Below are 21,808 nucleotides of genomic sequence, written 5' to 3'. Positions count from 1 at the left end.
CTAAATACGCATGAGTAAACGCTCCGGACGCCGCCGATTCCTGTTATCGGCGGCGTCTTTTGTTTTCAGTATCGCCGTTGTCGCCATCCTGTTGGGAGGGGGAGGATGGTGGTTATTGGCGCATCCGGAAACGCCCGTGCCACCGCATTGGAACCCCCTGCGAGAGTTGAAAGTAAACGCGCCGGTCACGCCAGTCACCCGGTTTCAACTCAATCGCGCGCTGGCGAACGAAGGACAGTGCCGCGCTGTTTTGGCCGAAGCTGGTGTGAATTTCGAAGCGATGGAAGATCTGGTCGTGGATGAGAATTGCGGAATAGCAGGGCGCGGCCGGTTGTCTGCGCTGGTGGCATCGAAAGTGGAAGCGGTTGAAACCAGTTGCACAACAACCTTGCGGCTGACCATGTGGGAACATCACGTGGTCCAGCCCGCGGCGCAAAGCCTGCTGGGCACGCAGGTCAGCCGGTTGCGGCATGTGGGAAGTTACAATTGCCGTCAGATGCGAACTGCGCAAGGGAAGTCCAGCGGGTGGAGCAGCCATGCAACGGCGGATTCCATCGATATTGTTGGAGTGCAACTGGCTGATGGGCGCAGCCTGACTCTGCTATCGGACTGGGGAACCGAAGGACCCGAGGCCTTGTTTCTGCGCGAGATCTGGCAGGGTGCCTGCGATTGGTTTCGGGTCGTATTGGGACCGGATTTCAATCGCTTGCACGCTGACCATTTTCATCTGCAGGGTCCGGGCTGGGGGTATTGCCGATAATTCAACCCGGTGGCTCTTCAACGCAGTGACGGAAAGAAATCCCCACGACCTTGCGGCGTGAAATCCAGAATGTTCCACAGGGGCCATGCCGCATCCACGTGCCGCGGATGCCAGTCGCTGGGCTCGAAGAACAGCTCGGAACTCCAGAAATGGCTTATGCCGTTCTCATCGCGCTGAAAGACGTTCAAGATCGGTAGTTGGCTTCCATCCTCGGCCTCGGCCAGATAGTCGCGTTGATAGTCCGTGCCCAGCGCAGAATAGAGTGGCAGATCGTGCCACTTCATATCCGCTTTCAGAGCCGCCAGCGTTTCACACGTGTTTTGGGCCACGACGGCAAAGGCGATTTTCTGGGAAATATGGGCGATCTGTCCATTTAAACCGTCGAGAAAAGCGGAACACATCGGGCAAGGTGCCTGCGCATCCGGTCCGTACATAAGCGAGTATATAGCCAGGGTGTCATGTGATCCAAAGAGGGACGACAGGGGTGCCGGCGCACACCGTTCTGACCGGAATGCATAGTCCTGCGGAATTGCCCCGCCTTTGGGCAGATCGCGGCGCAGCTGCGCAACATTTTCAACCTGAGCCCGCAGTTCGGCCTCGGCCGACAGTAGGGCGTTACGCGCGGTTCTGTATTGCGAACTTTCGTTGGGTAGCGACACGGACATCGTGGCCTCCTTTATTCGGAATGAACAATATATTTAACAATATTGTTAAATAAAAAGCAGTCAAAATCAAGCCTCAGGTCAGACGGGTGAGGTTTAGGGGGAATGCCGCTAATTTTTCCCTTTGTGCAAATTCCCGCTCCAGTTACCGTGTTTGCGGCACTGGTATGGCCAAAAACGAGTTTCAACCGGGAGATAACCATGGGAAAACGCGACGAGCTGATCGCAAAATACGCCGAGGACCTGAAGTCCAAATGCGGTATGGACGCAGATATGGATCTGCTGACCAAAGTCACAATCGGCTGTGGTCCTGCCATCTATGACGCCGACGCATCGACTGTCGCGGCAACTCAGGAAGGTGAGCTTGAGACAGTCAAGAACAACTTCCTCATCAAAAAGCTGGGCCTGTCGGACGGACCGGAACTGATGGAAGCGATCAACAAGGCACTGGAAACCTATGGCATGTCCGAGCGCAACAAGTACCGCGCCGTCGTGTATTACATGCTGACCAAGCATTTCGGCAAAGAGGCCGTCTACGGCTGAATCCGTAATACCTTATTGCGACGCCCGTCAGATCCCTGGCGGGCGTCTCCAATTTTAGGTACTTGCCGTTTGAACTACGCCGCAAGGATCGGTTAGTGTCAGACAACGACCAGGACGGTCAGAGCCAAAATTTCCATACGCGTGTGGTGAGTAGGGAGCACGCGGGGTAGGGAAGGTTCTGCATTCGTCAGGGCCTTCCCTTAATCCAGCTCAAGTCGCCTGCGTACCACCCAGATCGCAGATCACCTGCCATTCCGCCTCGCTGACCGGCTGAACGGACAGGCGTGAGTTCTTGACTAGCACCATGTCACCAAGACGTTCGTCAGCCTTGATCTGATCCAGGGTAACCGGCGTCGTGAATGGGCGCACCGCTTTGATATCCACGCATTCCCAGCGCTCATCATCCGTGGTGCTGTCGGGGTGGGCTTCGGCGCAGACCTCGACAATACCGACAATCGCCTTGTCCTTTTGCGAGTGGTAGAAGAATCCGCGATCGCCGACCGCCATCTGTCGCATGAAATTGCGCGCCTGATAGTTGCGCACGCCGTCCCATTCTTCGCCTGCATCCCCTTTGGCAACCTGCTGGTCCCAGCTCCAGGTCGAAGGTTCGGATTTGAACAGCCAGTACGCCATCAGCCTATGACCTTTTTCCAGGCAATCAGGTCAACCGACTGGAACAGCCCGGCTTTGGCATAGGGGTCATTGTCGGCCCAGTTTTGCGCGGCGGCCATGTCTTCGACCTCGAGAATGATCAGCGAACCGATCATTGCATCTCCATCCAGCAACGGACCGGCCTGCGAAACGACGCCGGTTTCCTCGATATAGGCGAGGTGGGCCGCGCGGTTGTCCATCCGGGTTTGCAGCGCGCCGTCCTTGTCACGGGCGATGAGAGCGATCAGCATGTTATTCCTCCTTCAAGGGTCGGTTGAGCAGGGTTTGAATGGCTTGCGCCACACTGTAGGCGCCACTGCTCAGGTCTGCCACCGTTGTGCTGATGGGCATGTCCAACCCTTCTGTAGTGGCGATCTCTGTCATGGCGCGCGCAGTGGCGACGCCTTCAACGGTGGTGTGGGAATCGAACTGGATATTCCGACCTAATGACAGGCCAAAGCGATAGTTTCGCGATAGTTCCGAAGAACAAGTCAGGACAAGATCGCCCAAGCCGGACAACCCCATTAGTGTATCGGGCCGCGCCCCGCGCATCAGCGCAAAGCGCTGCATTTCGGCAAACCCACGAGTCATCAGGGCGGCGCGGGCGCTATCACCCAAACCCGCCCCGATCGCAGCACCGCATCCTATGGCCATTACATTCTTCAACGCGCCGCCCAATTCGGCTCCGATCACATCGCTCGTGCGGTAAAGGCGCAGGTTCGCAGTTGTCAGTTCTTCCTGTAACTTCCGGCCAAGTGCCTCATCGGCGCAGGCCAAGGTCAGCGCGGTTGGCAACCCGCGCGCGATGTCGTCAGCAAAGCTGGGCCCGGTCAGCAAGGCGGGTCGCGCACTCGGGATTGTTTGCTGAATGACTGAAATGGGGCCAAGCCCGGATGAAAGCTCAATGCCTTTGCAACATGCAACTAAGGTCTTTCCGGCCAGGGCCGAGGCATGTTCCTGCAGGGCATCGCGCAATTTCTGCATGGGTACGGCCATCAGCAAGACATCGGCCTCGACCGCCTGATTGATGTTCGAAGTTACCGCGACTTCATCTGGTAAACTCACGCCAGGCAAGCGCTGGGCATTCTCGCGACTGTCCTGCATTTGTCGGGCCTGATCTGGATCTCGAGACCACAACGTAACCGGTCCATTCCCTGACAGTGAAATGGCCAGGCTTGTCCCAAAGGCCCCGGATCCAAGAACGGAAACACTCATGCCTTGGCCCCTTTCTTGCCGCCGCCAAGCATCGCAGGACTCGTCTTGTCCAAAGGCCAGCGGGGGCGCGCCGTCAGGTCAAGCCCGTCACGCGCGCCTGTGCGAAACCGTTCCATCCCGGCATAGGCAATCATCGCGGCATTGTCCGTGCAAAGATTGAGTGGCGGTGCAGTGAAACGTGTGCCTTTTTCGCTAGAAACAGTCTCTAACGCTGACCGAATAGCGGAATTTGCCGCCACACCGCCAGCGACGGCGATAACCGGATCTGAGGGATTTCCCTCAAGATACAGATCAATTGCGCGGCGGGTTTTCTCGGCCAGAGTGTCGACGATCGCCTGCTGGAACCCGGCGCACAGATCGGCGCGATCCTGACGGGTAAGACCCCCGTTTTCGGCGACAATTTGATCACGCATCCGCATAAGCGCCGTTTTCAACCCCGAAAAGGACATGTCGCAACCCGGTCGATCAAGCAGAGGTCGCGGGAACCGGAAACGTTTGGGATCGCCAGCGCGTGCCTCGGCCTCGACAGAAGGACCGCCGGGTTGGGGTAGGCCCAGCAGGCGTGCGGTTTTGTCGAACGCCTCGCCGGGGGCGTCGTCGATTGTGCCGCCAAGACGGGTGAAATTCTCGGGTCCGTGCGCGATCAGGTACTGGCAGTGGCCGCCTGAAACCAGCAGCATCAGATAGGGAAAGGCGATGCTATTCGTTAACCGGGGCGTCAGTGCATGGCCGGCCAGATGGTTCACGCCGATCAAGGGAAGCCCGGTCGCAGCACTCAGACCCTTGGCGCACATGACGCCGGACATGACGCCCCCGATCAGGCCGGGGCCCGCAGTGACAGCAATCGCATCCATATCGGCCAGCGTCAGACCAGCGGCTTCCAACGCCTGCACCACGCATATGTCCAGCTTTTCGGCATGAGCCCGCGCGGCGATTTCGGGAACGACCCCGCCAAATGCGCTGTGCAATTCGGTCTGGCCGTGAACGATGGACGACAACACCTCGGCACCCGCACCATCGGATTGGCGCACAACGGCGGCGGCTGTGTCGTCACAGCTGCTTTCCAATCCAAGAACGGTAAGTGTTTGCACCATTGGTCTGATCCGTTGCATCATGACTGCCAAGCGGGGTATCACCCTGCGCGGACGCAAACAATCCCAAGGCCGAAGGCCCCGCCATTGTATTTGTTGATGACCCGCCCTCGCGCCGCCTCTGAAAGGTTTGTCGCACAGTTGCCGGCCCGCGTCAGGTCACGGGTGGATGTCATCTATTCCCCGATCCTGGAAATTCGACCCCTGAGGGTCGAGATCGATACCAAAGGTATTCGCGGGTTGATCTTTACCTCGGCCAATTCGGTCAATGCCGCCGCGTCGCTGGGCGTCAATCCTGATCTGCCCGCCTATTGTGTCGGCCCAGCGACCACCGGAACCGCCAAAGGGGCCGGGTGGGATGCAATGATGGTCGGAAACACAGCCGAAGAGTTGGTCGCCCATTTGCTGAAACACCGGCCTGAAAGCCCGTTGCTGCATCTGCGGGGTGAACATACCCGCGGCAACGTCGCCGGGCGTCTGACCGAATCGGGGCTGACAGTTCACGAACAGATTGTTTATCAACAGCGCCTGTTACCGCTGACATCCGAAGCGGCTGCTGCCGCATCCGGTGACAGACCCGTGTTTGCACCGCTGTTTTCGCCCCGAACGGCGCGACAATTTGCCGAAATCTGGACCGGGTCCGCGCCTTTGTGGCTTGTTGCCATCAGCGAAGCCACGGCAGAGCCCCTTTATTCATTGGACTACAAGCGCCTGAAGATCGCCAAAGAGCCGACACCCAAGAAAATGCGGAAAGCCGTGAAAAAGCTTGTTAAACACGCGATGCGGGTTGAGCGCGGAGAGACCACTGATTAACTTAGAGCAGCCTGTTATTCATGTTTATTTGGATTCGATAAGGGGAACGTCGCGGTGGCTCGTAAGAAAAAGACCGATCAAAGGCCGGAAGAAGACCCCAAGTCGGATGAAACGGTTGAGTTCACCTCGCAACGTGATGAGACGGCTATTGACCCGAACGAACCGTTAGAAGAGGCCCCTTCCGAAGCCGAAGCCGAAGCCGAAGCCGAAGCCGAAGCCGAAGCCGAAGCCGAAGCCGAAGCGGCTCAGAAAGAGCCACTCGCGCGCGCAGAAGAAACGCTCAGTAGAGAACCACAGAAAGAAGAAAGCCGCAGTGGGTTCGTACCGGCGCTTCTTGGTGGTGTGATTGCGGCTGGAATCGGGTTTGCGGCAGGAAGCGCGGGCTTGTTCGGATCTGGGGATACCGATGCGGTTACGACACTTGAGGCGAAGCTCAACGATCAGTCCGCACAGCTTGAGAGCTTGACCAAATCCCTGTCCGACACATCTGGCGTCGATAGCAAGATTGCAGCGCTGACAGACCAGATGACGCCGATCTCTTCCGACCTGAATACGCTCAAATCCAGTGTGGATGAACTGGCGGGCAAGATCGACCCACTGGCCGACCGCCTAAGTAAAATTGAAAGCGAGGCGCTGACCCAAGGCGCATCCCCCGAGGCTTCGGCTGCATTTGAGGCCGAGCTGAAAAAACTACAGGAGTCACTGGCGGCCCAGCGGGCCGAAGTGGAAAAGATGGTGTCTGACGCGCAAGCGCTTGAAGCGAAGGCCTCGGCCGAGGCTTTGGCGGCGACCAATGCAGCGATCATTTCGCGCCTGCACGGTCAACTGGATGCCGGTCAGCCCTACTCGGACCTTGTTGCGGAACTGAAGGCCGGCGGTGTTGATGTCCCAGTGGTGCTTTCTGGTCCTGCGGATAAGGGTGTCGCAACCGTTTCGGCCCTGCAGGCGTCGTTCTCACCTGCTGCGCGGACCGCGTTGGCGGACGCGCGAGAGGCGGATAAGGCAACCGGCCTGGTGGCGTTCCTGCAGCGGCAGACCGGGGCTCGTTCGGTCACCGCGCAAGAGGGTGATGACCCAGATGCGGTCCTGTCGCGCGCCGAGGCCGCCCTGTCCGGCGGAGACGTCGCGACGGCCCTGACCGAACTTAAATCCCTGCCCGAAGCGGCGCAGGCAGCGATGGCTGATTGGGAGCAGGCAGCTCAGGCGCGGGTCTCCGCGGTGGATGCCGCCAATGCGCTTCAGCCTAGCGTGAACTCAAACTGAAGGACCTGCCATGCTGTGGTCACTGTTTAAGATTCTAGTTTTTGTTGCGATTATCGGCCTTCTGGCTGTGGGTGCCGGGTTCCTCATGGAAACCAGCGGCGGTGTACAGATCACGGCCGGTGGAACAGAATACACGCTGGGGCCACTGCAATCGGTGATTGCGCTAGGTGTTCTGGTTTTTGCGATCTGGCTGTTCTTCAAGCTACTGACCCTGCTGATCGCGACGCTTCATTTTCTGAATGGTGATGAAACTGCCCTGTCGCGCTATTTCGACCGCAGCCGCGAAAAGCGCGGGTATCAGGCGCTGGCCGATGGCCTTATGGCGCTGGCTTCGGGTGAGGGGCGCGTGGCTTTGAACAAGGCATCAAAGGCGGAGCGGCTGCTGAACAAGCCAGAGCTGACCAATCTGTTGGTGGCACAGGCTGCCGAGATGAACGGTGATACCAAAAAGGCGGCGGACACCTACAAAAAGCTGGTGACGAACAACGCGACCCGCTTTGTTGGCGTGCGGGGCATCATGAAACAGAAGCTGGCCGAAGGCGATGACGAAACCGCTCGCAAACTGGCCGAGAAGGCTCTGGTCATGAAGCCGCGCCATCAGGAAACGCAGGACATTCTGTTGGGTCTGCAGACCAAGGCGCAGGATTGGGCCGGCGCGCGGTCAACACTAACGGCCAAGCTGAAATCCGGCCATTTGCCGCGCGACGTGTATAAACGCCGCGATGCCGTTCTGGCCCTGTCCGAGGCCAAAGGGATTCTGGACGAGGACGCATCGGTCGAACAGCAGGAACGCGCGATTGAGGCCAACCGCCTGTCGCCTGATCTGGTGCCGGCGGCCGCAATGGCGGCGCGCGCCTATATCGAAAAAGGCAAGCCGCGCAACGCGACAAAGATCCTGAAGAAAGCGTGGGAAGTGCAGCCGCATCCCGACCTGGCTCATGTTTTTGCCGAGATTGCGCCGGATGAAACACCCGAACAACGGATCAAGCGCTTTACAGCGCTGACCCGCATTCACCCCGAGAATATGGAAACTCGGCTTATTCTGGCGGAGTTGAATATCGTAGCCGAAGACTTCCCCGAGGCGCGTCGCGCGCTGGGCGATGTGGTCGAAAAGCAGGCGGATGCGCGTGGGTACACGCTGATGGCTGCCATTGAACGGGGCGAGGGTGCCTTGGACGCGGTGGTTCAGGGTTGGCTGGCCAAGGCACTAAACGCGCCGCGTGGTCCGCAATGGGTCTGCGACAATTGCCATGACATTCAGCCCGAGTGGGCACCGGTCTGTCAGAACTGCGGCAGCTTTGACACGCTCAGCTGGCAAACACCGCAAACGCCGGAAATCGCAAGCGCGACAGGTGTTCACATGCTGCCTCTGATCGTTGGTGCGTTGGAAGACAGCAGCGAGCCGGAAGCTGAGGTCGAGGTTGAAGTGGAGGACGTCGAGGAACCGGTTGATCGCGAGATCATCGAACTGGATGTGGAACCCGTCCGCCCTGACGTCGAGCCCGTGGTCGAGAAACAGGCCTGACGCGTTATTCCTCGGACGAAACCCCGTCGTAGGTCCAACGGTAGGTCGGTGGCGTGGGTCCCTTGTTTCGTCCGCCTTGCTGCTTCTGCTCCCACGCATGTGCCAGTATTCCGACTGACCGCGAGAGACAGAACAGACCCCGTGCAAGGGGCGGTTCAAACCCAAGCTCTGCGTAGATGACAGCTGTAGCCCCGTCGATGTTCATCGGGACGGGTTTGCCTTTGTGACGCGCAAGCTCTGCTTCAATATCCGACGCGATTTCTCTGAAATGCCCGTGACACGCGCCGCGATCTACAGCCTTGGAAACCAAGTCCATCAACCGGGGTGCGCGTGGATCGACCGGGGTGTGGAACCTGTGACCAAAACCCGGCAATATCTTCCCGTGCCTGTCGATCCAATCACCCATTGCTGCACCGGCCCCGCCAGCGTGAGAGCGGGCAAAGTGATACAGCTCGACCGCTTGCTCACCGGCCCCACCGTGAACATCGCCCAGCATGTTCACCGCGCTGGCCATTGCGTTGTTCAAAGGCAAACCGCAGGTCACTGCCATCCGGGCCGTCGCAATGGAAGGTGCTTGTGGCCCATGGTCCACGGCTGCAACCAGTGCCGCTTCGAACAGGTCCGCCTGCGCGGGTGAGGGGCGATCGCCACGGACCAGAAACCAGATCATCTCGGCAAAGCTCAGGTTGCCAATCAACCCCTCGATCGGTTCCCCACGCAAGGCGATGCGACCGGGTTCCATGTCGATGATGGATGTGCGCCACCAGTCGGAAACGTCGCTCATATCACGCCATCCTGTGCCAATTCGGCGACCTCGTCCTTGGACAAGCCAAGTTCCAACCAGATTGCATCGTTGTCCGCGCCCAGCTTTGGCGGGGCTGCCTTCGGCATGTTTCTCTGTCCGTCCATCATCACTGGGCTACCGGCTAATTGCATATCCTCGCCATGTACCTGCAACGTGCCAATCAACCCGCGCCCAGCGAGTTGCGCGTCGGCCAATGCCTCGGGAACCGTCTGGACCTGCCCGGTTGGCACGCCCAAGCCGTTCAATTCTGCAACCCAATCGTTTGCCGGACGCGATGTCAGGGATTTCTCCAACTCGCCCCGCAGCGCATGACGGTTTCGTTTGCGATCCTCGCGCGTTGCGTAATCCGGGTTATCCAGCAGGTCCTCTCGGCCAAGATGCCGGGCTAGGGTTTGCCATTGCTCATCGCGATTGGCTGCGATGTTGATCTGGCTGTCGGATGTGGCAAACGTGCCGGAGGGTGCCGATGTCGTGTTTTCATTGCCATGCGCGCCGGGCGTCACGCCGCCGACAAGGTAGTTGGACACGACCCAGCCCATGGTCGAGATCACGGCCTCGGACATGGCGATATCCAGAAATGCGCCACGTGGATTTGCGTTTAACGCGGCGCTCACCGCGAAGGCGGCTGTTAGACCCCCCACGGTGTCCGCCAAGGGATAGCCAACACGATAGGGCGCTGTGTCCGGGGCACCGGTGATCGACATGACCCCGCTGATCCCCTGCACGATCTGGTCGTACGCTGGGTCATCCCGACGCGGCCTGTCCTGCCCAAATCCGCTGATTGCACAGTAGATCAGGGCAGGGTTCTCGGCGCGCAGAACCTCATATCCCAGACCCAGCCGGTCCATGACGCCGGGCCGGAAGTTTTCAATCAACACATCGGCCGTCTTCACAAGCTGTTTCAGCAGAGCATTGCCACGGTTGGATTTCATATCCAGCGTGATCGATTTCTTCTGAGCGTTCTGTGCCAGAAAGCTGATCCCCATACCGGCTTTGTTCCGATCGGGATCAGCCCCCAACACGCGGGCCAGATCACCGCTGCCGGGGCGTTCGACCTTGATCACCTCGGCCCCCATCAGGGCCAGTTGGTAACAACAATACGGGCCTGCCAGCACGTTTGTCAGATCAAGGATCCGAACGCCCTTTAGCGGTTCAGTCGCCATCCGCCACACCTGCGGCCCGGGCCCGTGCACGACGTGCGCGGTAACTGGGCAACAGAACCAGCAGAGCGGCTATCACGAGCAGTCCAAGGGTCATCGGACGTTCCCAGATAAAGGCGATGCCGTCATAGAGCTGCATCGAACGGGCGAAGTTATCCTCCATCATGCCACCAAGGATGAACCCGATCAGCAGGGGGGCCAGCGGGTAATCAGCGAACTTCAACGCCGTTGCACAGACACCAAAGCCGACAAGGATCAGCAATTCCGTCGCGTTGTTTTGCCCGATATAAGCCCCCATCAGAGTGAAGAACAAAATGAACGGGATCAGGTAGTTGCGCGGAACAGCCAGCACTTTGGCAATGTAGGGGATCAACGGCAAATTAAGGATCAACAACACAAGGTTGCCGATGAACATCGACATGATCACCGCCCAGAAGATCTGAGGCTCGTCAATCATAAGCCGGGGGCCGGGCGTCACGTTCAACGCGATGAGGGCGCCCAACAGGATCGCCGTCGTTCCGGATCCGGGAATGCCCAGCGTCAGTAGCGGCACAAACGAACCGGTACAGGCTGCGTTGTTTGCCGACTCGGGCGCGGCGAGGCCTTTGATCGAGCCCTTACCGAATTCTTCCTGCTCTTCTTTCGGCGCAATGTTCCGTTCGACCGCGTAGCCGAGGAAGCTGGCGATGGTCGCACCTGCACCGGGCAGGACGCCGATAAAGAAGCCCTGCACGGATTGGCGACCGATAACAGGGGCGATTGCCTTAGCCTCGTCCTTGGTCACGCGCAGGTCTTTGATTTCTCCGTCATCGCCCTTCAGGTCTTTTGGCTTCAGAACCAGAAACAAGGCCTCGGGCAGGGCGAACATAGCCATGGCCAGCGTGATGAAGCCAAACCCGGATTGCAGGTCCATGATCCCCATTGTGAAGCGTGGCAGGTTGAACAGCGCACCTTCGCCGACTGTCGCCATGATCAACCCCAAGGTCGTCATGATAATGGCTTTGGCCACTTGCCCCGAACCAGCAAAGGCGGCGATGGCGGAAAGTCCGACCACCATCAGCGCGAAGTACTCGGCAGAGTGGAACAACAGCGCCACGGATGACAAAGCCGGCGCAAAGATCATCAGCAACACCGCGCCCAGCGTACCGCCCGCGAAACTGGCAATCGCCGCGATGGTCAGGGCCTTGCCCGCTTTGCCTTGCCGGGCCATTGGGTAGCCGTCAAAGCTTGAGGCCACGGTGCCCGCGACCCCCGGCGCGTTGAGCAGAATGGACGAGGTCGATCCGCCAAAGATCGCACCATAGTAAACCCCTGCCAAAAGGATCAGCGCAGCCGATGGATCGCCCATCGAAATCGCGACCGGGATCATGATCGCGATGATCGACATCGGGCCCAGACCCGGCAGCATGCCGATGAACGTGCCGATCAGGCAGCCCGCGATGACCATCAGAAGGTTTTGAATTGAGAATGCCGTTTGCAGGCCGATCAGAAGTCCTTCGAGCATGTCAGCCTCCGAACAGGCCCGGCAGGGGGCGCATGTAAATACCAAGAACTTCCTGAACCAGATACCAGACGGCTCCGGTTGCGATGAACGCCACCGGCAGCATGATGTGCCATTTGCGTTCACCCAGAATGAACGAGCCGAGGATCAGGAAAGAAGAGGTCGCGATCAAAAAACCAACCGGGCGCAGGCACAGGGCATAGACAACCATCAGCACCAAAAGCGAGATTGCCTGACCCAGGTGGTACTCACCCAATCTGCGGTAATCTATGTCGGCCTCTTTGACTTCGCTTTTCTCAAGGCCAAGCAGGATAATCACACAGGCAACCGCGCCCAGAACCGACAGCACCTTGGGAAACGTGCTGGGCCAGATGGGGTTTCTCTGCATGAAAGGAGGAAGACTTCCATCCATCGTGAACCAGGCAGCGTACCCGTATGTCAGGCAAACACCCAGCAAAATAAGCGCGATCCAGCGATCCAGCGCCATGATGTCCCCTCCCTTTTTTCGTTCTTAGGGACGGCAGAGCGACCAAACGCTCTGCCGTAGTTAGCTTTAGAGGAAGCCCAGCTTCTTCATCAGGTCGCTGATCTGCTTTTCCTGATCTTCCAGGAATGCCGAGAAATCATCACCCGAATTGTGGATGTTGACCCAACCATTGCGCGCACGAACTTCTTCCCATTCGGGGGTGTCGTACATCTTGGCGATGGCGTCCTGATAGGCCGCCAGCTTGTCCTCGGGCAGACCGGGGGCAGCAAAGAAACCACGCCAGTTCACGAAGGTGGTGTCGATACCCTGTTCCTTCATGGTTTGGGCGTCTGGTGCGGCATCCACGCGTTCTTCCGCAGTCACACCGATGATTTTGACTTCACCCGCGTTGGCCAGATCGACGGCTTCCGAGAAACCGGTCGACAGCGCGGCGATCTCACCCGACAGCAGGGCTGCCATAGCTTTACCACCAGCGTCGTAGGGGATGTACTTCACGCCAAGTGCGTCTTTACCGGCGGCTTCCATGACCATTGCGGCAACCAGATGGTCCATGCCGCCCGGAACCGAGCCGCCGCCGATTGCGGTTGCACCCGGATCAGCGTCATAGGCGGCCAGCAGATCGGCCATCGAGTTGATGGGGCTGTCTTTGCCCACAACAATCGCCGCATAGTCGCCGATTGTGCCCGACACCAATGTCAGGTCGCGGAAGTTATGCGGGAACACGCCGGTTAGCGAGCGGATCACGATAGGGGTCGAGTTGACCATCAGCGTGCCGTGGTTGCTGTCGGCGTTTTCGATCAGGTAACCGATGGCCTTGCCGCCGCCACCGCCTGACATGTTCTCGTAAGACGCCGTGCCCACCAGACCAGCGTTGGTCAAGGCTTCGCCGGTTCCGCGCGCGGTTCCATCCCAGCCACCGCCGGCACCGCCGGGGATCAGAAAGTGGATGCTGTCCACGACTTCATCGGCTGCGGCTGGTCCAACCAGACCAATTGCTGCAACAGCTGCGATCAGGGCCCGGCGGCCCAGGTTGAATGTTGTCATTATGTCCTCCCATTTGACAACTGGCCGCTTGGCGGCACAGATTATTCCACACCTAAACACGCCAACCTGACATCAACCTGTCATGCGAAAAGAATCTGTTTCCGCCCATGAAGTTTCTGCTTGTCGAAGACAATCTCGACCTCGCGAATGCGATCAGGTCCCGTATGCAGCTGGATGGCCATGTTGTTGATCATGCAGCGAATTTAGAGGACGCGCGCGCTTTCGTTTCGACCGAGGAATACGACCTTATCCTTTTGGACATCATGCTGCCCGATGGGGATGGGCGCGAGTTCCTCAGACAGCATCGCGCCAGCCGATTGGACACTCCGGTGATTGTTCTGACCGCGCGCAGTCAGGTGTCGGATCGAATCGGATCGCTTGATCTTGGGGCGGATGACTATGTAACCAAACCCTTCGATCACGCCGAGCTAGAAGCCCGCTGCCGCGCCGTTCTGCGGCGTAAATCCGGAAGCGCGAAATCGACGATTGAAATCGGCGGAATTGTCTTCGATCCGGTTGCGGGTCATTTGACCGTCGATGGTGCAACACTGTCGCTTCGCAATCGCGAACTGAGAATGATCGAGCTGTTCATCAACGCGCCGGGTCAGGTGTTTTCCAAGCAGAAGCTGGCTGACAGGTTGTTTTCCTATGACGACAACGTCTCGGACAACGCGATAGAGGTTTATGTTGCCCGTCTGCGCAAGCATCTTGAAAAGTCGGACATGAAAATCACCACATTACGCGGGCTGGGATACAGGCTGGATCATGACGACTAGCCCAACCGTTTCGGGATCTTTGAGGAACCGCCTCGTGCTGACGCTGATCGGCGGCGCTGCTGTATTGGCGGTCCTCTTGTTCTTAACGGTGCGCAGCTACGCCGCAAAAGTGGCTCAGCAGGGTCAGGACGACATTTTGGGGGCCTCGGTTTCGTCCATTCTTGACGCCGCCGCACTTAGGAACGGCGAGCTTGAGGTAGACATTCCCTATGCAGCGTTTTCCATGCTCAGCACGCCATCGGACGACCGGGTGTTCTATGCGATCTATCAGGATGGGGAATTCTTGTCTGGTTACGAAGATCTGAGCCTCGCAGATGGCCCGATTGACGGCAGATGGGCCTTTCAAACCGGTTTGGTGCGCGGCGAGCGCATCCGGCAGGTCAGTGCCAGCCGGACCCTGGTCGGGTTGGGTCGCCAGACCGAGATTGAGGTCGCGTTGGGGCAAACACAGGATGCATTGTCCGACACGCTGGATCAGATTTCGCGCAATGCGGCCTATCTTGGAATCGGGTTCTTTCTGCTGACTGCCGCGCTATCGTTTTGGGTCACGACCACAACGATTGGCCAGTTGAACAAACTGACAAACTCGGTCACTCGCAGAGGTCCGCAGGATTTAAGCCCGTTCAAGAAACCCGTGCCAAAAGAGATGGCGCCGCTGGTAATGTCGCTGAACTCGCTGATGGGCCGTCTGGATCAATCGCTTAGCCAGTCCGAGGATTTCATCGCCGAGGCCGCGCATCGGGTGCGCACCCCTCTGGCGACTGTCAGGTCTTATGCCGAGGCGACTCTTCATCGCGTTGAACGGGAAGACAACCGCGAGGCGCTAAAGGCCATGGTGCGGGCCATCGACGAAAGCTCGCGGGCAGCGGGGCAGTTATTGGACCACGCGATGATTACGTTCAGAGCGGACCATCTGGAGCGGGAAGAGATTGATCTGGTCGTCCTGATCCGCGATCTGGTCCAACGCCTGATCCCGATTGCCGAAATGAAAGAGCTGACGCTTTCTCTGACGGGTGAGCCGTCGGTTCCTTATTCGGGCGATCCGATCCTGATCCAGAATGCCGTGCGGAACATGATCGACAACGCGATGAAATACGCACCGTCAGACAGCACTGTCGAGGTTATGATCATCGCACATCCCGAACCCCAAATTCAGGTGCGCGATGCAGGTCCCGGCTTTCCGCCAGATGAAATCGACACTCTGACACGCCGGTTCGAGCGCGGCCAGAACGCGGCAGGGACAATAGGATCTGGTCTGGGGTTAACGATTGCGCAGGATGTGGCGACAGCACATGGCGGGAGCCTGATCCTGAAGAACCGGTCAAAGGGGGGGGCATGCGTAATCTTATCGCTCTAGTTTTGTTGTGTGTTCCCTTCGCCGGATGGGCCGACGACTGGGAAGATCGATTGGTTTTCAACGAAAGCGCCGAAGGTCCACGCCTACGTGTGATTTCCAGCACTGATACTGTTTTGTTCGCCCCGGTGATCGAGGGGTTTGTCGAAGAAAACCCCTTTGTTAGTATCGAGTATCTTGTCTCGGGCACCGCCGACATCAACCGGCGAGTCCGCGCAATGCCCGAAGCATTCGACGTGATCATCTCCAGCGCTATGGACCTGCAACTGAAATTGGCAAATGACGGCTATGCGTTGCCAATCGACGATGTCCCGGTGCCGCACTGGGCGCAATGGCACCACAGCCTTTTTGCATTCACTTCAGAGCCCGCGACAATCGTGATCAACCGAACTGCGTTCGAAGGGCAGCCTATACCCCAAACCCGGCAAGGTCTGATCGAGGCATTGCGCAAACGACCCGAAGAGTTTCGGGGTAAAGTCGGCACCTATGACGTGCGTCAATCCGGTCTGGGCTATCTGTTCGCAACCCAGGACGCGCGTGCGTCCGAGACCTATTGGCGGTTGATGGAGGTTATGGGTGGCCTGGATGTGCGGCTTTATTGCTGTTCGGGCGACATGATCAATGACCTCGCCGATGGCTCGATTTTGGTGGCCTACAATGTTCTGGGCAGCTACGCCGCTGTGCGCACTGAGGGTAAGGATGCCCTTGAGGTCGTACTACCATCTGATTTTCAAACGATCATGATGCGCACGGCAATGGTGTCGAAATCGACCCCGGAACCAAAGGCGGCCGAGACGCTGTTGCGTTACATCGTAGCCGAGCGGTCGGTTGCGGACGAAGAAACAAACCCGCTTCCTCTTTTGCGGCTAAGCGATGGGGACAATGGGCGCGAGACAATCGGCCTTGATCCCGCATTGCTGACCTTCCTCGATGGATTGAAACGAACAAGGTTCCTTTCGGCATGGGAAGACGCCGTTATTCAGTAGTTTGACAGTGATCCGCGAGTTGCAGAACAGCAATTTTATTGACGGGCACCGTCACGGCTGGAATTCCTGTCCAACATGTAATTGTCGCAATCAAATCCGTTTGCTAACGTCACCCACGCGTCGGGGAGGGCGTGTAAACCCAAATGTTGGATTACTCTCATAACGCGTTGCTTGTGGCGGCGTCTCTGGCCGTTGCGATGATGGCCGGGTTCACCGGGCTTTACCTGACACATGGAGCGTCCAAGCTGGACGACCAGAAACGCAAGCTGGTCGTGGCATTGGCTGCGATCATTTTGGGTGGCGGTATCTGGTCGATGCATTTCGTGGCCATGTTGGGCCTGCAGTTGCCGATCCTGTTCTACTACGACGCGCTTATCACTCTGATCTCTGCGCTGGTTGCGATCCTGATGGTTGGTCTGGCGCTGCTGATCCTGCATTTCCGGCCCCGGACAATGGGAACGATTGTCGGCGCGGGCGTGATCGTGGGTCTGGGTATCGTCGTCATGCATTATGTCGGCATGGCCGGGATGGAGCTGTGTCGTCCCGTCTACAACGCCCTGGACGTTGCGATTGCAACGCTGGCATCGGTCATTCTGTCCGTGCTGGCGATCTGGGTGGCCTATGACAACCGCACTCAACGCAACATTCTGCTGGGCACGGCGTGTTTCGGTCTTGCAGTTTTCACAATGCATTTTGTGGCAACGGGACTGACAGACTTTGTTGCCAGCGACAGCCCCGGTGGTGCCGGACCCGTCCTGAGCAATCAGGTGTTGGCCATGGGTGTCACCGTTTCCGTGTTCCTGATCTGCGGCGCATTCCTGTTAACCGGCATCACTTTTATCGAACCTGATACAACGGACGCATCGCCCGGCACCCCCGAACCTGCCCCTGAGCCAGAGCCCGCGATGCTGCGGGCCGGTGTTCCATTTGAGCGGGAAGGCCAGACGTTTTTTGCAGAACCTTCCAGTATCGCAGCCATCCGGGCCGAAGGGCATTACACCGTTCTTTATATGAATGCCGAGAAACTGTTCTGTCCGTGGTCGATTACCGAGGCGGAGTCACGCCTGGCACCTGATGGGTTCCTGAGGGCGCATCGCAGTTACTTGGTGAACCCCAAACATGTTTCGCGTTTCGAGCGGCACAAGGACAACGGCACCTGCTATTTCGATGGTGTCGACGCCCTGCCCAAGGTGCCGGTCAGTCGATCACGGTTGTCGGATATTCGGGACGCGTTGGGTCTTTGATCGCAACTCGTGCAGCTCATTCGCATTTCGTGAAACAAGCCGCGCGCCCCGTTTCCGCCTGCTGGAAGCCATAGCTGCCAATCCGTTTTTCTTACCCATAGGTCCCCCAAGGCGCAACGTCCGGACCCAGGGAGGAAAAACATGATACCAGCCGGTTTTGAGTATCACCGGCCAGGCGATATCGCCTCGGCCATAGGTATACTGCAAGAGCATGGAGACGAGGCGCGCGTGATCGCGGGCGGGCACAGCCTGATCCCGATGATGAAGCTGCGCATGGCTGAGATGGGCCATCTGGTCGATCTTCAGGCCATTGATGAATTGAAAGGCATCGAGATCAGTGCTGAGACCGTCTCGCTTGGCGCGATGGTCACACAGCATGAGCTGATCACCCACGACGGTCTGGCCGCCGCCATTCCGTTGATCCGCGAAGCTGCGCTGCAGATCGCGGATCCGCAAGTGCGCTATGTTGGCACCGTTGGCGGCAATGTCGCGAACGGCGATCCGGGCAATGACATGCCGGGCCTGATGCAATGCCTGAACGCTACGTTTGAACTATCGGGCCCTGACGGCACCCGCAGTGTGGCGGCACGGGACTTCTATGAGGCCGCGTACTTTACTGCACGCGAGGATGAGGAAATTCTGACCCGGATTTCGATCCCGGTGCCGGGTGCGGGTGTTGGTCAGGCCTATGAGAAGCAAAAGCGCAAGATCGGCGACTACGCGACAGCAGCGGCTGCGGTGATGGTTGGTAATGGTCAGGCCTCGGTGGCGATGACCAATCTTGCCGACACACCCGTGTGGTCTGAAAGCGCAAGCAATGCGCTGGCCGACGGAGACGTCAGCGGCTGCGTCGCCGCGATGCTCGACGCGATCGACCCGGTGGCCGACAATCGCGGCCCCGTCGAATTCAAGAAACACGTGGCCGCCGTGATGCTGCGCCGCGCCATCGAACGCGCGCAGAGCCGTGCGGGCTGAGGGGAGGAAATCATGTCGAAAATGCACGTTAAACTCACCGTGAACGGCAAAGAGGTCGAAGGACTGGCCGAGCCGCGCACGCTGTTGATCCACTTCCTGAGGGAAGATCTGAAAATAACTGGCCCTCATATCGGATGCGAGACCAGCCATTGCGGGGCCTGCACCGTGGATATCGACGGTAAGTCCGTCAAGTCCTGCACCACCTTTGTGGCGCAGGTGAACGGCGCCGACGTCACCACCGTCGAAGGGCTAACCAATGACGATGGCAGCCTTGGCGTCCTGCAAGAGATGTTCCGTGAACATCACGGGCTGCAATGCGGCTTCTGCACGCCGGGGATGATCACTCGCGCGCACCGCTTGCTGCAGGAGAATCCGAACCCGACCGAGGAAGAAATCCGCTTTGGCATGGCCGGAAACCTCTGCCGTTGCACCGGATATCAGAACATCGTCAAGGCGATCTCGGCCTCGGCTGACATGCTGAACGCTCAGAAGGAGGCCGCGGAATGAACGATCAAACCATGACCCCCGAAGAACGCGCCGCCAATCTCAAAGGGTTGGGCAGCTCGCGCAAACGCGTTGAGGATGTGCGTTTTACCCAAGGCAAAGGTAACTATGTCGATGACATCAAACTGGACGGGATGCTGTTCGGTGCCTTTGTTCGTTCGCCTTACGCGCACGCTCGCGTTGTCAGTGTGAACAAAGACGCTGCGATGGCCGTGCCTGGTGTGGTTGCCGTCCTGACTGCCGAGGATCTGGCGCCGCTGGGCCTGCACTGGATGCCGACGCTGGCCGGTGACAAGCAAATGGTGCTGGCCGATGGCAAGGTTCTGTTTCAGGGCCAGGAAGTCGCCTATGTCGTCGCCGAAAATCGGTACATCGCTGCGGATGCGGCCGAGCTGGTCGAAGTTGACTATGAAGAGTTGCCCGTTCTGACCGACCCGTTCGAGGCGCTGAAATCAGATGTTGTCTTGCGCGAAGACCTTGCGGGTCAGACAGAGGGCGCACACGGACCGCGCAAGCATCACAATCACATCTTCACCTGGGAACAGGGCGACAAAGATGCGACCGAGGCGGTTCTGGGTGAGGCGGATGTCGTGGCCGAAGAGATGGTCTATTACCATCGGACTCACCCATGCCCGCTGGAGACATGCGGCTGTGTTGCCTCGATGGATAAGGTGACCGGTAAGTTGACGCTCTATGGCACCTTCCAGGCCCCTCACGCGATCAGGACAGTTGTGTCGCTGATCTCGGGTCTGGCCGAGCACAACATTCGGGTGATCAGCCCCGATATCGGCGGTGGCTTCGGCAATAAGGTTGGTGCCTATGCGGGCTATGTCTGCTCGGTTGTTGCCTCGATCGTCACCGGCCAACCGGTGAAATGGGTCGAGAACCGGATGGAAAACCTGATGTCCACCGCCTTTGCGCGTGACTACTGGATGCAGGGCAAGATCGCTGCGACCAAGGATGGCAAAATCACTGGCCTCTGGTGTCATACCACGGCGGATCATGGTGGATTTGACGCCTGTGCCGACCCGACCAAGTTCCCGGCTGGTTTCATGAACATCTGCACGGGGTCGTATGACATCCCGACCGCCTATCTGGCCGTGGATGGGGTCTATACCAACAAGGCACCGGGCGGTGTCGCTTATCGTTGCTCATTCCGGGTGACCGAGGCTGCCTATTTCATCGAACGGATGATCGAGGTTCTGGCCATCAAGCTGAACATGGACGCGGCCGAACTGCGCCGGATCAATTTTATCCGGAAAGATCAGTTCCCGTATCAGTCGGCGCTAGGCTGGGAGTATGACTCGGGTGATTATCACACCGCTTGGGACAAAGCGCTGAAGGCCGTGGATTATGAAGGTCTGCGGGCGGAACAGGCGCAACGGATCGAGGATTTCAAGGCTGGCAAGACTCGCAAACTTCTGGGCATCGGCCTGACGCATTTCACCGAAATCGTCGGGGCCGGACCGGTTAAGAACTGCGATATCCTTGGACTTGGTATGTTCGACTCTTGCGAAATCCGAATCCACCCGACCGGCTCTGCCATCGCGCGGCTGGGGACGATCAGTCAGGGTCAGGGCCATGCCACAACCTTTGCCCAGATCATCGCCAGTGAGATTGGTCTGCCCGCCGATGACATCACGCTGGAAGAAGGCGACACGGATACCGCACCTTATGGGCTTGGCACCTATGGGTCTCGGTCGACACCTGTGGCCGGAGCGGCAACTGCGATGGCTGCACGCAAAATCCGCGCCAAGGCGCAGATGATCGCAGCCTACTTGCTGGAAGTGCATGACGACGACGTCGAATGGGACGTGGACCGGTTCTCAGTCAAAGGTGCGCCAGAGCGATTCAAGACGATGAAGGAAATCGCCTTTGCTGCCTACAATCAGGCAATCCCAGGGCTGGAACCCGGTCTTGAGGCCGTCAGCTACTATGACCCGCCGAACATGACTTATCCGTTCGGAGCTTATATCTGCGTTATGGAGATCGACGTGGATACCGGCGAATGGGACGTCCGGCAGTTCTACGCGCTGGACGACTGTGGAACCCGGATCAACCCGATGATCATCGAAGGGCAGGTCCATGGTGGCGTGACCGAGGCGCTGGCCATCGCGATGGGTCAGGAAATCGCCTATGATGAGATGGGCAACGTGAAGACTGGCACTCTGATGGACTTCTTCCTGCCCACGGCATGGGAGACACCCAACTACACCACCGATCACACGGTGACGCCGTCCCCACATCACCCGATCGGTGCCAAGGGCGTTGGTGAAAGCCCGAATGTCGGCGGCGTGCCTGCGTTCTCGAACGCAGTGCATGATGCCTTCCGCCCATTTGGCCTTGTTCAGAGCCATATGCCGCATGACCACTGGCGTATCTGGAAGATCGCCAACGGTCTGGGAATGCACGGTTAACAGGAAAAACCGCCGCGCTGCATCTCGGCGCG

Annotated in this window: 22 protein-coding genes; 12 read left to right on the top strand and 10 right to left on the bottom strand. The window is 58.5% G+C overall.

Annotated features, from left to right (window positions below; genetic code table 11):
- Positions 1 to 10 precede the first annotated feature (10 nt).
- Positions 11 to 760: an extensin-like domain-containing protein gene (locus tag GOW16_RS04170; RefSeq protein WP_170410734.1), complete on the top strand. Its 750-nt coding sequence runs from the start codon at positions 11 to 13 to the stop codon at positions 758 to 760.
- A gap of 17 nt (positions 761 to 777) precedes the next feature.
- Here the strand turns inward: GOW16_RS04170 and GOW16_RS04165 are convergent, their stop codons facing one another.
- Positions 778 to 1,425, bottom strand: a complete 648-nt coding sequence (locus GOW16_RS04165) for a DUF899 family protein (protein ID WP_170410731.1) — start codon at positions 1,423 to 1,425, stop codon at positions 778 to 780.
- A gap of 198 nt (positions 1,426 to 1,623) precedes the next feature.
- Between GOW16_RS04165 and GOW16_RS04160 the strand changes: the two genes are divergently transcribed.
- The gene (locus GOW16_RS04160) at positions 1,624 to 1,965 is read left to right on the top strand and encodes a DUF2853 family protein (protein ID WP_170410727.1); all 342 of its coding nucleotides are present in this window, start codon (positions 1,624 to 1,626) and stop codon (positions 1,963 to 1,965) included.
- A gap of 210 nt (positions 1,966 to 2,175) precedes the next feature.
- On the opposite strand, the gene GOW16_RS04155 is transcribed toward GOW16_RS04160, so the two are convergent.
- The 4 genes from GOW16_RS04155 to tsaD are packed head-to-tail and all read right to left on the bottom strand — an operon-like array spanning position 2,176 to position 4,925.
- Positions 2,176 to 2,598, bottom strand: coding sequence for an EVE domain-containing protein (locus GOW16_RS04155; RefSeq protein WP_170410724.1), 423 nt, complete (start codon positions 2,596 to 2,598; stop codon positions 2,176 to 2,178).
- The gene (locus tag GOW16_RS04150; RefSeq protein WP_170410721.1) at positions 2,598 to 2,867 is read right to left on the bottom strand and encodes a YciI family protein; all 270 of its coding nucleotides are present in this window, start codon (positions 2,865 to 2,867) and stop codon (positions 2,598 to 2,600) included. The genes GOW16_RS04155 and GOW16_RS04150 overlap by 1 nt, the downstream gene beginning before the upstream one ends.
- A gap of 1 nt (position 2,868) precedes the next feature.
- Positions 2,869 to 3,831, bottom strand: a complete 963-nt coding sequence (locus tag GOW16_RS04145) for an NAD(P)H-dependent glycerol-3-phosphate dehydrogenase (RefSeq protein ID WP_170410718.1) — start codon at positions 3,829 to 3,831, stop codon at positions 2,869 to 2,871.
- Entirely contained in the window at positions 3,828 to 4,925 is a 1,098-nt protein-coding gene (tsaD, locus tag GOW16_RS04140) for a tRNA (adenosine(37)-N6)-threonylcarbamoyltransferase complex transferase subunit TsaD (RefSeq protein ID WP_170410713.1), read from the bottom strand. Before tsaD ends, GOW16_RS04145 begins: the two co-directional genes overlap by 4 nt.
- Before the next feature lie 96 nt (positions 4,926 to 5,021).
- Here tsaD and GOW16_RS04135 point away from each other — a divergent pair, with 96 nt between their 5' ends.
- The 3 genes from GOW16_RS04135 to GOW16_RS04125 are packed head-to-tail and all read left to right on the top strand — an operon-like array spanning position 5,022 to position 8,523.
- Complete coding sequence (locus tag GOW16_RS04135) at positions 5,022 to 5,735, top strand: uroporphyrinogen-III synthase (RefSeq protein ID WP_170410711.1); 714 nt, start codon at positions 5,022 to 5,024, stop codon at positions 5,733 to 5,735.
- Positions 5,736 to 5,789: 54 nt separating this feature from the next.
- Complete coding sequence (locus GOW16_RS04130) at positions 5,790 to 6,998, top strand: COG4223 family protein (RefSeq protein ID WP_170410708.1); 1,209 nt, start codon at positions 5,790 to 5,792, stop codon at positions 6,996 to 6,998.
- A gap of 10 nt (positions 6,999 to 7,008) precedes the next feature.
- On the top strand, positions 7,009 to 8,523 hold the full coding sequence (locus GOW16_RS04125; RefSeq protein ID WP_170410704.1) for a heme biosynthesis protein HemY: 1,515 nt from the start codon (positions 7,009 to 7,011) through the stop codon (positions 8,521 to 8,523).
- Between the two features lie 4 nt (positions 8,524 to 8,527).
- Here GOW16_RS04125 and GOW16_RS04120 read toward each other — a convergent pair whose 3' ends face one another.
- The 5 genes from GOW16_RS04120 to GOW16_RS04100 all read right to left on the bottom strand — a co-directional run bounded on the left by GOW16_RS04120 (position 8,528) and on the right by GOW16_RS04100 (position 13,520).
- Entirely contained in the window at positions 8,528 to 9,307 is a 780-nt protein-coding gene (locus tag GOW16_RS04120; protein ID WP_170410701.1) for a citryl-CoA lyase, read from the bottom strand.
- Entirely contained in the window at positions 9,304 to 10,491 is a 1,188-nt protein-coding gene (locus GOW16_RS04115; protein WP_170410698.1) for a CaiB/BaiF CoA transferase family protein, read from the bottom strand. The genes GOW16_RS04120 and GOW16_RS04115 overlap by 4 nt, the downstream gene beginning before the upstream one ends.
- Positions 10,481 to 11,992, bottom strand: a complete 1,512-nt coding sequence (locus tag GOW16_RS04110; protein ID WP_170410696.1) for a tripartite tricarboxylate transporter permease — start codon at positions 11,990 to 11,992, stop codon at positions 10,481 to 10,483. The genes GOW16_RS04115 and GOW16_RS04110 overlap by 11 nt, the downstream gene beginning before the upstream one ends.
- 1 nt (position 11,993) lies before the next feature.
- Positions 11,994 to 12,476 carry a tripartite tricarboxylate transporter TctB family protein gene (locus GOW16_RS04105; RefSeq protein WP_170410693.1) on the bottom strand — a complete coding sequence of 161 codons (483 nt, stop codon included), beginning with the start codon at positions 12,474 to 12,476 and terminating at the stop codon, positions 11,994 to 11,996.
- A gap of 66 nt (positions 12,477 to 12,542) precedes the next feature.
- A complete protein-coding gene (locus GOW16_RS04100) occupies positions 12,543 to 13,520 on the bottom strand; it encodes a Bug family tripartite tricarboxylate transporter substrate binding protein (RefSeq protein WP_170410689.1) in 978 nt (325 codons plus the stop codon).
- Positions 13,521 to 13,627: 107 nt separating this feature from the next.
- Between GOW16_RS04100 and GOW16_RS04095 the strand changes: the two genes are divergently transcribed.
- The 7 genes from GOW16_RS04095 (at position 13,628) to GOW16_RS04065 (ending at position 21,776) form a co-directional block, all read left to right on the top strand.
- The gene (locus GOW16_RS04095) at positions 13,628 to 14,296 is read left to right on the top strand and encodes a response regulator transcription factor (RefSeq protein WP_170410686.1); all 669 of its coding nucleotides are present in this window, start codon (positions 13,628 to 13,630) and stop codon (positions 14,294 to 14,296) included.
- Positions 14,286 to 15,653, top strand: coding sequence for a sensor histidine kinase (locus tag GOW16_RS04090; protein ID WP_170410683.1), 1,368 nt, complete (start codon positions 14,286 to 14,288; stop codon positions 15,651 to 15,653). Before GOW16_RS04095 ends, GOW16_RS04090 begins: the two co-directional genes overlap by 11 nt.
- Positions 15,632 to 16,636, top strand: coding sequence for an ABC transporter substrate-binding protein (locus GOW16_RS04085; RefSeq protein ID WP_170410679.1), 1,005 nt, complete (start codon positions 15,632 to 15,634; stop codon positions 16,634 to 16,636). The genes GOW16_RS04090 and GOW16_RS04085 overlap by 22 nt, the downstream gene beginning before the upstream one ends.
- A 143-nt stretch (positions 16,637 to 16,779) precedes the next feature.
- Positions 16,780 to 17,880, top strand: a complete 1,101-nt coding sequence (locus tag GOW16_RS04080; protein WP_170410676.1) for an MHYT domain-containing protein — start codon at positions 16,780 to 16,782, stop codon at positions 17,878 to 17,880.
- 141 nt (positions 17,881 to 18,021) lie between these two features.
- A complete protein-coding gene (locus GOW16_RS04075) occupies positions 18,022 to 18,855 on the top strand; it encodes an FAD binding domain-containing protein (protein WP_170410673.1) in 834 nt (277 codons plus the stop codon).
- 12 nt (positions 18,856 to 18,867) lie between these two features.
- The gene (locus GOW16_RS04070) at positions 18,868 to 19,362 is read left to right on the top strand and encodes a (2Fe-2S)-binding protein (RefSeq protein ID WP_170410670.1); all 495 of its coding nucleotides are present in this window, start codon (positions 18,868 to 18,870) and stop codon (positions 19,360 to 19,362) included.
- Positions 19,359 to 21,776 carry an aerobic carbon-monoxide dehydrogenase large subunit gene (locus GOW16_RS04065; RefSeq protein ID WP_170410668.1) on the top strand — a complete coding sequence of 806 codons (2,418 nt, stop codon included), beginning with the start codon at positions 19,359 to 19,361 and terminating at the stop codon, positions 21,774 to 21,776. Before GOW16_RS04070 ends, GOW16_RS04065 begins: the two co-directional genes overlap by 4 nt.
- Positions 21,777 to 21,808 lie beyond the last annotated feature (32 nt).

Origin of the sequence: Ruegeria atlantica, from assembly GCF_013033965.1 — a bacterium.
In the GTDB taxonomy this organism is placed as follows: Bacteria; Pseudomonadota; Alphaproteobacteria; order Rhodobacterales; family Rhodobacteraceae; genus Ruegeria; species Ruegeria atlantica_D.
This window is presented reverse-complemented; position numbering and strand designations above follow the sequence as displayed.

Coding starts and splice junctions, on each gene's coding strand:
- GOW16_RS04100 (WP_170410689.1), bottom strand. CDS start 13,520: ATGACAACATTCAACCTGGGCCGCCGGGCCCTGATCGCAGCTGTTGCA.
- GOW16_RS04095 (WP_170410686.1), top strand. CDS start 13,628: ATGAAGTTTCTGCTTGTCGAAGACAATCTCGACCTCGCGAATGCGATC.
- GOW16_RS04160 (WP_170410727.1), top strand. CDS start 1,624: ATGGGAAAACGCGACGAGCTGATCGCAAAATACGCCGAGGACCTGAAG.
- GOW16_RS04070 (WP_170410670.1), top strand. CDS start 18,868: ATGTCGAAAATGCACGTTAAACTCACCGTGAACGGCAAAGAGGTCGAA.
- GOW16_RS04065 (WP_170410668.1), top strand. CDS start 19,359: ATGAACGATCAAACCATGACCCCCGAAGAACGCGCCGCCAATCTCAAA.
- GOW16_RS04090 (WP_170410683.1), top strand. CDS start 14,286: ATGACGACTAGCCCAACCGTTTCGGGATCTTTGAGGAACCGCCTCGTG.
- GOW16_RS04120 (WP_170410701.1), bottom strand. CDS start 9,307: ATGAGCGACGTTTCCGACTGGTGGCGCACATCCATCATCGACATGGAA.
- GOW16_RS04075 (WP_170410673.1), top strand. CDS start 18,022: ATGATACCAGCCGGTTTTGAGTATCACCGGCCAGGCGATATCGCCTCG.
- GOW16_RS04115 (WP_170410698.1), bottom strand. CDS start 10,491: ATGGCGACTGAACCGCTAAAGGGCGTTCGGATCCTTGATCTGACAAAC.
- GOW16_RS04110 (WP_170410696.1), bottom strand. CDS start 11,992: ATGCTCGAAGGACTTCTGATCGGCCTGCAAACGGCATTCTCAATTCAA.
- GOW16_RS04135 (WP_170410711.1), top strand. CDS start 5,022: ATGACCCGCCCTCGCGCCGCCTCTGAAAGGTTTGTCGCACAGTTGCCG.
- GOW16_RS04085 (WP_170410679.1), top strand. CDS start 15,632: ATGCGTAATCTTATCGCTCTAGTTTTGTTGTGTGTTCCCTTCGCCGGA.
- tsaD (WP_170410713.1), bottom strand. CDS start 4,925: ATGGTGCAAACACTTACCGTTCTTGGATTGGAAAGCAGCTGTGACGAC.
- GOW16_RS04105 (WP_170410693.1), bottom strand. CDS start 12,476: ATGGCGCTGGATCGCTGGATCGCGCTTATTTTGCTGGGTGTTTGCCTG.
- GOW16_RS04150 (WP_170410721.1), bottom strand. CDS start 2,867: ATGCTGATCGCTCTCATCGCCCGTGACAAGGACGGCGCGCTGCAAACC.
- GOW16_RS04155 (WP_170410724.1), bottom strand. CDS start 2,598: ATGGCGTACTGGCTGTTCAAATCCGAACCTTCGACCTGGAGCTGGGAC.
- GOW16_RS04165 (WP_170410731.1), bottom strand. CDS start 1,425: ATGTCCGTGTCGCTACCCAACGAAAGTTCGCAATACAGAACCGCGCGT.
- GOW16_RS04125 (WP_170410704.1), top strand. CDS start 7,009: ATGCTGTGGTCACTGTTTAAGATTCTAGTTTTTGTTGCGATTATCGGC.
- GOW16_RS04145 (WP_170410718.1), bottom strand. CDS start 3,831: ATGAGTGTTTCCGTTCTTGGATCCGGGGCCTTTGGGACAAGCCTGGCC.
- GOW16_RS04170 (WP_170410734.1), top strand. CDS start 11: ATGAGTAAACGCTCCGGACGCCGCCGATTCCTGTTATCGGCGGCGTCT.
- GOW16_RS04080 (WP_170410676.1), top strand. CDS start 16,780: ATGTTGGATTACTCTCATAACGCGTTGCTTGTGGCGGCGTCTCTGGCC.